At 48.6% G+C, this 13,672-nt stretch carries 13 protein-coding genes; 7 read left to right on the top strand and 6 right to left on the bottom strand.

Annotated elements, in window-relative coordinates; translation table 11 throughout:
- The first annotated feature begins 20 nt into the window (after positions 1–20).
- Genes ccoG through LQ567_RS05615 form a run of 3 tightly spaced genes read left to right on the top strand, consistent with a single transcriptional unit; the run spans position 21 to position 2,596 of the window.
- Positions 21–1,442, top strand: coding sequence for a cytochrome c oxidase accessory protein CcoG (gene ccoG, locus LQ567_RS05625; RefSeq protein WP_231003136.1), 1,422 nt, complete (start codon positions 21–23; stop codon positions 1,440–1,442).
- Between the two features lie 11 nt (positions 1,443–1,453).
- Complete coding sequence (locus LQ567_RS05620) at positions 1,454–1,891, top strand: FixH family protein (RefSeq protein ID WP_231003135.1); 438 nt, start codon at positions 1,454–1,456, stop codon at positions 1,889–1,891.
- Complete coding sequence (locus tag LQ567_RS05615) at positions 1,892–2,596, top strand: sulfite exporter TauE/SafE family protein (protein WP_231003134.1); 705 nt, start codon at positions 1,892–1,894, stop codon at positions 2,594–2,596.
- A 64-nt stretch (positions 2,597–2,660) separates the two neighbouring features.
- On the opposite strand, the gene LQ567_RS05610 is transcribed toward LQ567_RS05615, so the two are convergent.
- Entirely contained in the window at positions 2,661–3,518 is an 858-nt protein-coding gene (locus LQ567_RS05610) for a transglutaminase-like domain-containing protein (RefSeq protein ID WP_231003133.1), read from the bottom strand.
- Positions 3,519–3,687: 169 nt separating this feature from the next.
- Here LQ567_RS05610 and LQ567_RS05605 point away from each other — a divergent pair, with 169 nt between their 5' ends.
- The 3 genes from LQ567_RS05605 (at position 3,688) to LQ567_RS05595 (ending at position 7,089) form a co-directional block, all read left to right on the top strand.
- Positions 3,688–4,554 (top strand): mechanosensitive ion channel family protein, encoded by an 867-nt coding sequence (locus tag LQ567_RS05605; protein WP_231003132.1) that lies wholly within the window; start codon positions 3,688–3,690, stop codon positions 4,552–4,554.
- A gap of 52 nt (positions 4,555–4,606) precedes the next feature.
- Complete coding sequence (locus tag LQ567_RS05600) at positions 4,607–5,959, top strand: sulfatase-like hydrolase/transferase (RefSeq protein ID WP_231003131.1); 1,353 nt, start codon at positions 4,607–4,609, stop codon at positions 5,957–5,959.
- A gap of 152 nt (positions 5,960–6,111) precedes the next feature.
- Entirely contained in the window at positions 6,112–7,089 is a 978-nt protein-coding gene (locus LQ567_RS05595) for a 3-keto-disaccharide hydrolase (RefSeq protein ID WP_231003130.1), read from the top strand.
- A 41-nt stretch (positions 7,090–7,130) separates the two neighbouring features.
- Here the strand turns inward: LQ567_RS05595 and LQ567_RS05590 are convergent, their stop codons facing one another.
- The 3 genes from LQ567_RS05590 to LQ567_RS05580 all read right to left on the bottom strand — a co-directional run bounded on the left by LQ567_RS05590 (position 7,131) and on the right by LQ567_RS05580 (position 10,767).
- Positions 7,131–8,603: a sulfatase family protein gene (locus LQ567_RS05590; RefSeq protein ID WP_231003129.1), complete on the bottom strand. Its 1,473-nt coding sequence runs from the start codon at positions 8,601–8,603 to the stop codon at positions 7,131–7,133.
- A gap of 162 nt (positions 8,604–8,765) precedes the next feature.
- Complete coding sequence (locus LQ567_RS05585; protein ID WP_231003128.1) at positions 8,766–10,145, bottom strand: carboxypeptidase regulatory-like domain-containing protein; 1,380 nt, start codon at positions 10,143–10,145, stop codon at positions 8,766–8,768.
- The gene (locus tag LQ567_RS05580; RefSeq protein ID WP_231003127.1) at positions 10,135–10,767 is read right to left on the bottom strand and encodes an RNA polymerase sigma factor; all 633 of its coding nucleotides are present in this window, start codon (positions 10,765–10,767) and stop codon (positions 10,135–10,137) included. The genes LQ567_RS05585 and LQ567_RS05580 overlap by 11 nt, the downstream gene beginning before the upstream one ends.
- Positions 10,768–11,137: 370 nt before the next feature.
- Between LQ567_RS05580 and LQ567_RS05575 the strand changes: the two genes are divergently transcribed.
- Positions 11,138–11,551, top strand: a complete 414-nt coding sequence (locus tag LQ567_RS05575) for a hypothetical protein (RefSeq protein WP_231003126.1) — start codon at positions 11,138–11,140, stop codon at positions 11,549–11,551.
- 117 nt (positions 11,552–11,668) lie between these two features.
- Here LQ567_RS05575 and LQ567_RS05570 read toward each other — a convergent pair whose 3' ends face one another.
- Together LQ567_RS05570 and rocD are read right to left on the bottom strand one after the other, a co-directional pair.
- Complete coding sequence (locus tag LQ567_RS05570; RefSeq protein WP_231003125.1) at positions 11,669–12,268, bottom strand: VIT1/CCC1 transporter family protein; 600 nt, start codon at positions 12,266–12,268, stop codon at positions 11,669–11,671.
- Positions 12,261–13,493, bottom strand: coding sequence for an ornithine--oxo-acid transaminase (rocD, locus tag LQ567_RS05565; protein WP_231003124.1), 1,233 nt, complete (start codon positions 13,491–13,493; stop codon positions 12,261–12,263). Before rocD ends, LQ567_RS05570 begins: the two co-directional genes overlap by 8 nt.
- Positions 13,494–13,672 lie beyond the last annotated feature (179 nt).

Below are 13,672 nucleotides of genomic sequence, written 5' to 3'. Positions count from 1 at the left end.
ATAAAAAGAAACAGTAAAGGATGAAGGCAGAAGATGAAGCCGTGGGTCCGCAAAAAGTCAGCAACAGCTTTAGAGACCGCCACAGCAATGTAAATGATAAGGGGAAGCGTAACTGGATATACGCGCTCCGGCCAAAGGGCAAATTGTACCGGTACCGGCAGTGGTTGTCGGCCGCTTACCTGTTATTGTTTTTCGCGCTGCCTTTTATAAAGATCAACGGCATGCCCGCGGTGGAACTGAATTTTCCGGAGGCCCGTTTCATCCTGTTTGGAAACATATTCTGGCCCGACGATTTTTTCATCTTTGCCGTGGCGATGGTACTGGCCATTGTATTTGTAGCATTGTTTACTGTGATCTATGGCCGGGTTTTTTGCGGCTGGGTTTGCCCGCAAACCGTGTTTATGGAATTTGTTTTCCGGAAGATTGAATGGTGGATAGAAGGAACGCCTTCACAGCAGAAGAAACTCAATGCCACTCCCATGAGTGTGCAGAAGTTTACAAAAAAGGCAATAAAGCACCTGGCCTTTTTTATGGTTTCCTTTCTGATCGCGCATACCTTTCTTTCTTATATCCTCGGTGTAAATGAAGTAATGGCATTGATGCGGCGCCCGGTATCGGAAAATATGGGCCTCTTTGCCGGCTTGCTGTTTTTTACGGCTCTTTTCTATTTTGTTTTTGCCTTTGTAAGGGATATCGTCTGTACCACAGTTTGCCCGTACGGGCGGCTTCAGGGCGTGCTGTTTGATAAAGATACCATGCAGGTTTCCTACGATTATAACCGGGGTGAACCAAGGGGCAAACTGGCAAAAAAGGAACAGCAGGCGCTGGGCGATTGTATTGATTGTAAACTCTGCGTGCATGTGTGCCCCACCGGCATTGATATTCGTAACGGTGTACAGATGGAATGTGTGGGCTGTACCGCCTGTATTGATGCCTGCAATGAGGTTATGTTCCGGGTTGGCCGGCCGGAGGGGTTGATCCGCATGGCCTCTGAAAACCAGATATCAAAAAAGCGGCCTTTTCAGTTTAATGGAAGAATGAAATTCTATTCCGTGATCCTGATTGTGCTGGTAACCTTAATGAGCTTTCTTGTTCTTTCGAGAAAAAGCATCGATACAACCATATCCCGGGTGAAAGGACAATTGTACCAGGAAGTGGGTAAAGATTCCCTGTCGAATCTTTTTCAGGCAAAGATCATCAATAAAACACGGGAAGATGTACGGCTGGAGTTAAGGGTGGAGGGGCCGGTGCCGGGACAGGTTCGTATGATCGATTCCACGCACAATGTACTCAAAAAGGAAAGCTTAAGCAACCGTACATTTTTTATCGTATTGCCCTCAGCAGGGATCAGGGCCCGCTCCACAGATATCCTGATCGGTGTGTATACCGACGGCAAAAAAACAGCAACCGTAAAGTCAAAATTTTTAGGACCCTTTATTTAAAACGCATACATATGAACTGGGGAATCAGAGTGGTTATTGTATTGGTGCTTTTTCTGGCCGGCATGACGTTTATGGTAGGCCTCGCGATGCGTCAAACCAATGAAACCGTAGATGCCAATTATTATGATAAGGAACTGAAATATCAGCAAGTGATCGATGGTAAGCAGCAGCTGGCGGCACTGGGGCAGCGGGTATCTATCCGCGATTCTGCCGGCAGCATATGGGTACGGCTTCCGGCACCGGCATCCGGTCAGCTCGACTCCGGATGTATTGAGTTTCTCCGGTTGTCGGCCAGTTCGGCAGACCGGCGGATACCCATTCAATCCGGGGGGGCAGCTGTTTATTCGCTACCAAGCACTTCGTTTGTAAAAGGATGGTACCGCGTAAGGGTAGCATGGGAGAACAACCATACAGGGTATTATTATGAGGAAAATGTTCAAATTCCATAAATGATAGAAGCCTTATTTGCAGGGTTGGGAATGGGCGTAGCGGGCAGCTTTCACTGTATCGGGATGTGTGGGCCGCTGGCATTGTCCATTCCGCTGGATACCACCCGGCCCTTTGCACGGTTGCTTTCGGTAGGACTTTATAACCTGGGCCGGATACTGACTTATTTCCTGATGGGTGCGATGCTTGGCTGGGCCGGGTACCGGTTTGCAATCATCGGCTACCAGCAGTATTTCTCTGTTGCCATGGGTGTTGTGTTATTGGTGCTGCTGTTGCCCGCCCGGTACCTCCCGGAGATAAAGTGGTTTAACCGTTTACAGCAAGGCATTAAAAGAACGCTCGGCCGTTTTCTTACACGCCGTAACCGGCCGCTTTCGTTTTTGCTGATTGGCATGCTGAATGGATTACTGCCCTGCGGCCTGGTTTATATGGCCATTGCTACCGCTCTCGTAATGGGTAGTACCTTCACATCGGGTGTTTTTATGGCAGCATTTGGCCTGGGTACGATCCCGTTGATGGCGGCTCTGATGCTTACCGGGCATCATCTTTCATTTTCATTCCGGCTTCGGATTAAAAAGCTGTTGCCTTATTTCGTGGCGGTTGTTGCGGTATTAATGGTGCTGAGAGGGTTAAACCTGGGTATCCCATATATCAGTCCGGCATTTCCCGCGGGTGTTGAGGCTGTGGATTGTCATCCGGTAAAATAAACCGCTTCGCTGGTAACCTTCGCTAAAGGCCGGCTTTAAAAATAAGCATATCTTATGATGAGCATTAATCCAGCAACCGGATCAGGGCGCCCAGTTCCTGGTACTGTACTTTTTGAAGGTCGTTGTTAAAACATTCCCTGAAATCGGTGAGTACCTGTTTAATAACTTCCCGGTTCGATCGGGGCCGCAGCAGGTCCGGTGCATGTTCGGCACCAATTTTTTTAAGATAATGTTGCAGATCGGTATGGGTAAAAATCTGTCCAAGAGAAGGCTCTATAAAAAAATCCACTTCGTAATTTCCCGTGGCATCGCCCAAACCAGGTTTGCAATAGCCCAGTACGAACTGGTGGGGAATACGCATCAGCCGGATCGGAATGTCTAATAGCTCTACCAGTAATAAATACAGCGAGCCAATACCCGTTTGATTGCCCCGTTTCGATTCGAGGATCTGCGGAAGCAGGTATTCGTTCAGGCGCTCGGTGTTATTTGTGTTTCCCTTAATACCAATGTAGTTGTAGATGATGCTGTTGATGATGTGCACCTGCTCCAGCGGTGTAAGGTAATTGTTGATCTCGAGCCAGATATTCCGGCGTAACCGCTCTACATGGTGCAGCACTTTGGCGGCCTGCAGCTCCGGGTAAAGAAATTTGGCAATCAAAAGCAATGCCGGCATCAATTCATGATGCCCCGCCTCATTCCATTGTTTAAAATCAGTTTCCAAACCGGAAAAATAGAGCCGGTGAATCAGCAACTCAATACGCTCCTGTACTTCCTTATCTTCCGTGGTTTCCCATAGATGTTCCAGGTTGGGGATCATCGGAAGACCATACGTGATAATGCGGCTGCTAACGGCCTCATAGATTTCACTGTCCGGGTCATCAATCAGATTGAGCAATGCATTTACTTCGTTTTTATCATCCATCTGCTCAAAGATAACCGGCAGGATGCTGCAGAACAAAAATATAAATCCACATCGGTGAATAACATGGCACCATATTTTTTCCGGAGCAAAGACGTACCGTGACGGGTGGTTCTTAAACAGTTTTTAAATTCATTCAAAAATGATTAGCTTGGCGGCTAAATCACGGTTGATGGAACAAAAGAAAGGAACAATACCGGTGTCGTTTTTGCTGAGGCTTCTGGCCTGGGTCCTGCTAAGTATTTCATTTCCTTTTTTTGACGATTTTTATGCGCAGCATCCCTACCTGCTGCAACTGGCATACGGGCTGAACACTTTTCTTACAGCCAGTGTGATCATTTCCACGGGCAAGTTCATCATGGTTTCCTTTTACAACCGCAGACATGCATCTAATAAAGTAAGGGGAAACTTTGTGCTGGGTATTAACCGGCTGGCGGCCATACTGAATGCTGTTTTCGCGGTGGTATCGGTCATGATTGCATTGGGCATCAATCCCAAGGATTTTATCACCAGCATGACGATCGTGGCGATGGCGATTGCGGTTATTTTCAGAGAATATATTACCAATATGATCAGTGGCCTGATCATCATGTTCTCCGAACAGTTTTCGATCGGGGATCATATCCGGATCGGTGAACACTCGGGCAAGATCATCGATATCACCTTTGCCAATATTGTAGTATTGAACGAGGAAGAAGACATGGTACTGGTGCCCAATAATCTTGTTTTTACTGCCACCGTGATCAATAAATCGGCACAGGTATCCGATAAACTAACGGTTCGGTTTGAACTGCCCCTGGCAGATAGGATGGATGCACAAACCTTAGGTACAAAGCTGGAACCGGTGCTGAAAACCTTGCCGGACCTGGTTCCCGGCGGGGAAGTGTTGGTGCGGATTGCAGACATGGGCAAGGATTTCGTTAAGTATAAAATAGAACTGCACGCGATCGATGGCAGCAATCGCCGGCAGAAACGGATCGAGAGTGCCGTACTGAATGCCCTGTTGCAATTGACCGCTTCCGGCCGCGGGGAGGTATAAAAGGAAAGATATATTTCGTTAAAAAAGAATATAAAAAGTGTGATTGAATTATATGCGACATCTTTATTTTTTTTCACTGCTGCTGTTCACAGCATTTAAAGGCATTGCACAGCAACGGCCTAACATCATTTTTGTGTTGACCGATGACCTGGGATACTCCGATATCGGTTGCTATGGTAACCCCGTGATCCGGACGCCGTTCCTGGATAAAATGGCCGGCAGCGGATTGCTGGCCACCAATTATGTGGTAACCAGCCCATCCTGCACACCCTCACGGGCATCCCTGTTAACGGGCCGTTACGCTTCGCGTTACAATCTTCCGGACCCGATTGCGCCGGGCTCCCGGCTGGGATTGCCGGATGCCGAGGTAACCCTTGCAGAGCTGCTGAAAAAAAATGGGTACCAAACCGGGATGGTAGGGAAGTGGCATCTGGGGGATCAAAAGGAATTCAACAAACCCAATGGCCAGGGGTTTGATTCTTTTTACGGCCTTCTGTACAGCCACGATTACCGGTTTCCGTATGTAAACACGGACACGGTGATTAAGATCTTCCGGAATACAAGACCGGAGCTGGAGCGGCCGGCAGACTCGCTGTTAACGCGTTTGTATACACAGGAGTCGATCCGGTTTATCCGGCAGCAGCAACCGGGAAAACCCTTCTTCCTGTACCTGGCCCATAACCTGCCGCATTTACCCGTGGCCTATGCGGCGGCGGCGGAAGGCCTTAACGGAAAGGCGGGTGGTCCGTTGGGAAAAGTGATCACAGAAATCGATGAAGGCCTGGCGGCTATCTGGAACGCACTGGAACAGAAAAAAATGGCCGACAATACGATCTTTATTTTTTCCAGCGACAACGGGCCTTGGAGCGAATACCCGGCGCGGATGGAAAAAGATGGAGTAACAAAACGTTCGCATGCCGGGGCAGCGGGTATTTTCAGAGGATCGAAGGCCCAGTCATACGAAGGCGGTGCCCGGGTGCCGTTTATCATTTATTGGAAAAACCGGATACCCGCGGGGCAGCAGCTCTCCGAAGCCATTAGCAATGTGGATATATTACCCACGCTTGCAAAATGGACCGGCACAGGACTTCCGGCAGGGCGGGAGCTGGACGGGCAGGACATTGGCCGTTTACTGGAAGGAAAGGTGAAACCGGGCAGCTTTGAACACCGGCCGATATTTCTTGTAAATCATGGCAAGCCGGAGGCAGTAAAACTCAGGCAGTGGAAATACCGGGAGGCCCCGGCATGGGAACATCCGGTTACAGGACAGCTGATCCCGGCAGTAAAGGAATTGTTCAACCTGGATGAAGATCCGTCGGAAAGGGTGAACCTCATTAATACCCATAAAGAGCAGGCAGCGCTGTTAAAAAAGATCTTCGATGGCTTTGCCGCTTACGGTCAATAATCATATAATGGTACCAGGCGTTACAACCGCTTATGGATCGGATTGCCGGAAAAAAAGAAATAAATCTTATCTTCCGGTTTTGTTAGGCCGCGTGCATTTTTTTGAAACACCCGGTTGTCAAAAACTGAATCATTAAATAATAAATCATTTTTATGCGTAAACGTTTTCTTGTTTTTGGTGTGAGTTGTTTACTCGCGGCGGCTTCCGTTCATGCTGGCCGGGTTCCTGCGGAAAAACCGTTGCCCCTGCATACGGCGGCAGCAGATGCTAAGGAGCTGATCGGCCGCTGGGATATAACGGTAGATGTGGATGGCAAACCCTCACCGTCCTGGCTGGAGGTAAAGCTATCGGGAACCAGAACGCTGGTAGGATATTTCGTTGGCATTACGGGAAGTGCCCGGCCGGTGGCTAAAGTGAATTTCGATAATGGAAAATTCAGTTTTACCATTCCTCCGCAATGGGAAGAAGGAAACCAGGATTTTGTGATTGAAGGCATGCTGAATAATGGTGGTATTGAAGGTACGGTAGTAACCAGTGAAGGGAAAAAATACAATTGGAAAGGGGTAAAGGCGCCGCTTTTAAAAAGAGCCGCTGCACCGGTTTGGGACAAACCGATAAACCTGTTTAACGGGAAAGATCTGAATGGCTGGAAGGCGGTGGGCGCAGACAACCAGTGGATCGTTAAGAACGGGGTACTTACCAGCCCGCACTCCGGAGCCAACCTGATCTCCGATCAGAAATTCACGGATTTTAAATTACATGTGGAATTCCGTTATCATAAAGGCAGCAATAGCGGTGTGTACCTCCGGGGAAGATACGAAACCCAGATTGAGGACAGCCCGAAAGATGCGCATCCGTCCAGCGTGCTTTTCAGCGGCATCTACGGTTTCTTAACACCGAGCGAAATCAATGCTAAGGGGCCAGATCAGTGGCAGAGCTACGATGTTACCCTGGTGGGACGGATGGTTACCGTTGTGGTAAACGGTAAAACTGTGATCAGCAACCAGGAGATCCCGGGTATCACGGGCGGGGCATTGGATAGCAACGAAGGCGAACCCGGACCGATCTATATCCAGGGCGATCACGGTCCGATCGAGTTCCGTAAGATCGTGATTACACCTGCGAAATAGGGATCGCTGATTTTTTATAAAGAGATCATTGATAAAGGGCCTTAAAAGGGCCCTTTATGATTATTCTGTATGGCGTTTGCGGCTGCTCCGGGCATTGCTCCCCGGATGTTTTTTTGTGGCAATGCGTTGCCTGTAATACGATGATACCAGTCTGGTGTAAGATGTACCGGCTGCGTATCACCGGTTTCCTGCTGCCATTGTTTTAGCTTATGACGCAACGCCTGTACCTGTTCCCTGTATTTGGGATTGTCAATTTCATTGCGTGTCTGCAGCGGATCTCCGGCCATTACAAAGAATTCTTCCCGGGGCCTGGGCTGTTGCAGGGCATCCTGCTGAAGAACGGTGAGTTGGCCAGCCCGCTGTTTTAAAGAATGGGCCGACGGACTTTGATTGGCATCTATAGGGCCGCCGTTATCGAACTGCGGACGGGCATTGAAGATGTACAAAAAATCCTTTGTGCGTACACTGCGTTCATAGGCTTCATAGTCGTGCCAGTTATGCTCACCAAAAATATAGTTTCGAAAAGCCCCTTCCGGACGGCTGAACAACGACAGGAAACTGCGGCCCTGTATGGAAGGGGCCGGTTTTATTGCGGCGATGTTCAACAGGGTAGGTGCGATATCAATACTGCTGACCAATGCCTTGCTTACCGTTCCGGGCCGGATTTTTCCGGGCCAGTAAATGAGCAGCGGTTCTTTTAACCCCCGGTCCTGCAAACGGGTCTTGCTGCCCGGGAAGGGACGGCCGTTATCTGCCGTAAAAACAAGAATGGTATTTTGCGCCAGTCCTTCCTGCTCCAGCATTTTCCGCAGCCTGCCCAGGTACGTATCGATCCTCCCGATTTCATTATAGTAAGAGGCCAGATCACGGCGGGTGGCACTGTCATCAACAAGGGTTGGCGGAACCTGGATGTCTTTTTGAGGATCATGGGTAACGGCAAACTCGGTGTCCGGCGACCAGTCGCGGTGCGCATCAAAAGTAGCCAGCCACAGGAAGAACGGTTTACCCGTTGTCTTGCACCTGGAGATCATATTCAGCCATTGCGCTTCCCCTCCGGAACCGTTCCGGGGTACACCGGTGATCACACTGTCATAGGCACGCCTGGTAGCGGGCCCCTCATGCCATTTGCCTAATAAGGCCGTATAATACCCGGCGTTACGCAATTGCTCGGGAAAATAGCTGAGCTCAGCAGGAAGCGGGGTATGTAATTCCGCAGCACCGGTATTGTGCGGATATCTCCCGGTTAAAATACTGGTACGGCTGGGGCTGCAGGAACTGGCGGTTACAAAAAAATGATCAAATCGTGCCCCGTCGGCCGCCAGCTGGTCCAGGTTCGGGGTTTTAATATGTTTGTTGCCATAGCAGCCCAGGTCGTCCCAATTGATATCATCTCCAATAATAAAAATGATATTGGGTGGTTGGACGGTAACTGGCTGCTGCGCGCGGGTTGTTTGCAAAAAAAGGAGGAGCGCTGAAAGAAGCGTGCTGCGAAGTACTGATACCGGCTGGATCATAGAAACAAAATGCTTTGTTCCACTAATGTAAATGAATTATCGCGGTTTTTTAAAGTCTGCCGGCAGTTAAAGCGTTATCCGGGGTTTAGCGATGCGGGATAGTTGTCTTATGGTCCGCCCGGTTGAAACCGGGAAATGCTTGCGCTGTTGACGGATACACCGCTAATCCACCTTCATTTTTACATCCACTTTCTTTTTTCGCTTACTGGTCTTCCATTTGGGACCTTTCTTAATAATGGAGATGGCTTTTTGGGCCGTAGCTTCGTCCGGTGTTTTCACCACTGTGAATTTTTCCGGCAAACCGTTTTCAACGGTGAACCGGAGATGTAGCTCCTTTGAAGCGTTGCCTTTATTGATCCCCATTTCGTTGGTGAGATTATTATAAAAACTATCCCATCCTCCCTGCGGATAGGGGGACTCCTTATAAGGAAGGGTATCTACTTTATAACTGCTGATACTGCCAATAACGGCGCGTTTTTTTTGTTGTCCGTAACCGATTACAACAACATCATTTAAAGCGTTATCGGTTTTCGTCAGCTGGATACCGGCCACTTTTCCCGACAGCAGTTGCTGCATTTTATATTTATAACCAGGGGCTGTAAAAGCCAGGCTGCCGGCCGAGTCCTGGGCAGGCAGGCGAAAGCTTCCGTCCACATTGGAGACGGTTGACTTGTTTTGGGAGGTGGTAATGGTTACTCCGGGAATAGGAATGCCCGAAGTATCTGTAACCTTGCCCAGATAATAGGGGGGCTCCTCGTTTTTGGCCGCTACAAAACTCAGATTTCCGGTAGCACCGATGGGGCCTTCCCAACCCGCCCCTAAGTTTTCAGACGGCGCCTTTTTGAGCGAACTAACGCCGCGTATGCGGAGCATCGAATTGTTAGTCCGGGCGTTTGCGGAAAAATGTGAGTCCTTCGGCAGGTTGGCCATTGCTTTTGCGGGCAGAGCAGGAACAACGACTGCATCCGCAGCGGCGATCTGCTCTTCGGCTGCCTGGAGCGCCGGAGCAGCGGGCGGGGGTACCGTTTTTTTAGTTGCGGGTAGCGGCTTCGATGTATGGCTTTCACGCCCCGTTACGGCAAGCTGTTGCATCGCGATTGCGGTGTCTTTCAAATGATCGTCCTGAGCCGCAGCCGTGTCCGCAGTGGCTTTGGTTGCAGGCGGTGCCGTCCGCGCATCTTGTATTGCGATATGGCTGGTAGTGCTGTTGTCCGGGCGCATAAAAAACCAGGCGCCGGCGGCCATGATACCAATAACCGCAGCCGCAGCCAAACCGCGCCACCATTTTGTTTTATGCAGCGCCACAACCGGGGTTTGCCGCCCTGGTTCAACTTTTTGTCCGCTGATGCGGCTCCGGATCTCATTCAGATGTATATCGGCTACAGCGGGCCGGGCCGTTCTGTAACCATCCAGTGCATCTGCCAGAAACGGATCTGCCAGTGCTGCTTTCTCCATGTCGTGCATCTCAGCAGGAGACATACTGCCGCTGAGATAACGCCGGATATCTTCAATTGTGTACTGATATGTAGGATCAGTTGGCATGTTTATCCATACAGTTTTTTAAATTTCTTCTTCCGTTCTGGATCAGGCTGCGCACTTTATTCCATTCCATTCCTGTTGTTTCCGCTATTTCATTATAACATTTATTGTCATAATAAAACAGCCGGATCGTTTTTTCCTGCTCCATCGGAAGCGATTCCATACATTTTTCGAGCTTTTTAAAAGCTTCTTCCTTTTCAATGATACCATCCAGATGCGAAAAATCGCCCGATTGCACAAGCTGCGTATCCAAATTTACCGTTATATTTTTTTTAGCGGCTCTCAGCTCCATCAGGCAATGATTCTTGGCCAGTACATAGAGCCAGCTTTTAAAGTTCTGAACCTCATGCCGCTGCAATTTTTCTCCCAACGCTTCATAAATGTTCATAACGGCATCTTTCGCATCCTCAGCATCTTCCAGGTACTTCAAACAAACCCCATAAATTAAGTCGCTGTATCTCAGGTACAAATGCGCCAAAGCCTCGGAATCTCCTTTCAGTTTAAACTGATCCAGAAGCTCCGCATCAGTGGCTGCTGCGGCTACAGGTATGCTGATGATTTTACTCAAATGAATGAAAAACCGGAACGGCTTTTTAATGTCTGCAAGATAATTTTTTTTTCCCACAGCCCGGGGTTTTGAGGAACATATATCCTCCCCGCATGGGCTGGTTTCATGGTTGTCATCCCGGGGGTTAAAAAAAGCAGTACTGTGGGTGCCGTTTTTCCGATCAATTGCGGTGATAGCCGTATTTCTTTTATTGTAAGGTATTGATATGTAAATTTTTATGACCAAAAAAAGCTGTTTTTTAAAGTTTGGCATAATATTTACATAAAGAGGGTAGGCCGTTGCTGCATCACATGGTCAGGAAGATCAGCGTAGTTCTCTTCTGATTTTAATACGCGACCATTCAACCGTTTATCCTATAAAATTTTAAGAGCGCTCTTTTCAACGGAGCGCTCTTGTTTTATAGAAACGATTGTTCTTTATTTGCAGGATGAAAATTCTTAGTCGCTCTCAATGGCTGGCATTACTGGCTGCAATCATTCTTGCGATCGCATGTTTTATGCCCTGGTCCCAGATCCGGTCGATAGGGCTTACATTATCTGGAGTAGATACCACCGGCACCCGTTATGGAATACCGGCATACAATCATTTTATATTGACAGGAGTGATCCTGTTACTCACTTTTGTGGCCAGGCTCTGGGCAAAGCGGATGAATCTGCTGTTTGGCGTATTAAACCTGGCCTGGGCAATCCGGAACTTTATTCTTTTTGGCCGTTGCGAGGCGGGCGACTGCCCCGAACGACAGATCGGCCTGTACCTGGTATTACTGGCTGCCGTGATCCTGATGCTGACGATCTTGTTTCCAAAGATGGAGTTAAAGGAGGACGCGGAACAGGAAGACTAGGAAAAAAGCTATGTTCGAATTTCAGCATTGCACGCTGTTTGCGCAATGCTGATAACCGGAAACCAGGACCGGTAGTATATTGTTCCGGAACGGGTTCCATGGGCTGTAATATTAATATTATATAAGCGTACCGATCCAATAAGCCCCTGCTGCGGCCATAACACCGCCTCCAGCCGTTAAAACGATGCCTCCCCAAATGGGTCGTCCGAACAGGCGGTACTTGAGAAAACCGGTTACAATAAGTACCATTGCGGGAACCAGGAAAAATGTATAAGCGGGTAAAAGCTGTCGTTGGGCGTTAAAGAGAACTAAAAGTCCGCCGGCGATACAGCCCGTAAAAATGGATAGCGCATAACTAAAGGGGGGCAACGGCTCGTCGGGTGTGCCCCTCTGACGCCATTCCGTTTTCCACTCGTCGCTTTCCCGCTGCGCATCCTTAATAAGGTCTTCTTTAATATGATCCGCCACATCGAGCCCTTTATAAACGTTCAGGATCCGTTTGTCGTGCGTATGCGACAGTTCTTCCCGCCGTGTAAAAAATCCGCCCACAGCCATTAAAATGGCGGTGGCCAACGCCGTATATGCAGTATAAGTCCATGCTTCCGCAGTGGCGTGACCCAAACCGGTAAGAAAACAAAACACGGTAAGCGGAATAATAATACCGTCGATAATTCCGATCAGCACTGAGGAAAAATAATGCGTAGGTATTTTAGGCATTGAGGCAGTTTAATGAACGGCGAATGATTTCAATAGCTTCTTCCAGCTGCACTTTTGTAATGCAAAGGGGAGGCGCAAACCGGATCTTATCTCCATGCGTGGGTTTTGCAAGTAACCCGTTTTTCTTCATTTCCAGGCACAGGTTCCAGGCGGCTTCAGGATTTTCTGCGTTTATTTCAATGGCATTTAACAGGCCTTTTCCCCGCACCGTGCGTATATGCGGAGAGGAAAGATCCTGGAGCTGTTGGCGGAAAAAAGCACCCAGTTCCAGGGCGTTGCCGGCCATATCTTCATCGATGAGTACCTGCAGGGAGGCTATGGCTGTAACTGCTGCCAGCGGATTGCCGCCGTAGGTGGAACCATGTTCTCCGGGTTTGATGGTTAACATGATTTCGTTATTGGCCAGTACTGCGCTCACGGGCATCATGCCACCGCTCAATGCTTTTCCCAGCAATACGATATCGGGCTTTACCTGCTCCGCGTCGCAGGCCAGCAGATGTCCTGTACGGCAGAGGCCGGTTTGTATTTCATCCGCAATAAACAATACACCGGCTTCTTCGCAAAGCTGTTTTGCGGTAGACAGGTATCCTTCATCCGGAACAACAACGCCGGCTTCTCCCTGTATGGGTTCTACGAGGAAACCGGCAATGTTTTTTTGTTTAAGCGCCTGGGCCAATGCGGCGAGGTCGTTATAAGGGATCTTCAGAAAACCATCGGTAAAGGGACCAAAGTGCTCCTTTGACGAAGGATCGCTGCTAAAGGAAATGACCGTAGTGGTTCTTCCATGAAAATTTTGCTCACATACAATGATCACTGCTTCGTTTTCAGGAATGCCCTTTACTTCATAGGCCCATTTTCTGCAAAGCTTGATGCCTGTTTCCACCGCCTCAACACCGGTATTCATGGGCAGCACCTTATCATAACCCAATAATGTAGTAATGTATTTTTCAAAATCGCCCAGTTTATCATTATAAAAAGCACGGCTGGTAAGGGTTAGCTGCTGGGCCTGTTCTACAAAGGCGGCAACAATGCGGGGATGGCAATGCCCCTGGTTTACGGCGGAATAACCGCTTAGGAAATCATAATAGCGGTTGTTATCCACATCCCATACAAAAACACCTTTTCCTTTGGATAATACAACGGGAAGCGGATGATAATTGTGCGCACCATACACTTCCTCCAGGTCCATAAAATAACTACCTGTATTTTGAGCAATTGCAGACATAAACAGAAAATTAGAGATTAGAAATAAAAAATAAGGAATACGATCACCAAGAGAACATACCGGGAACAGAACCGGCTTAATACCCCAACAGATGTCAGTGGTTCAACAGATCAAGATGCTGTCGCAAAAAAGGAAGTTGGCGAATACCTGCTATAAGCATAGCCGCAAGATACAAAAAA

Origin of the sequence: Niabella pedocola, from assembly GCF_021044425.1 — a bacterium.
GTDB lineage: Bacteria > Bacteroidota > Bacteroidia > Chitinophagales > Chitinophagaceae > Niabella > Niabella pedocola.
The sequence above is the reverse complement of the archived record's forward strand: the minus strand, read 5'-3'. Positions and strand labels throughout refer to the sequence as shown.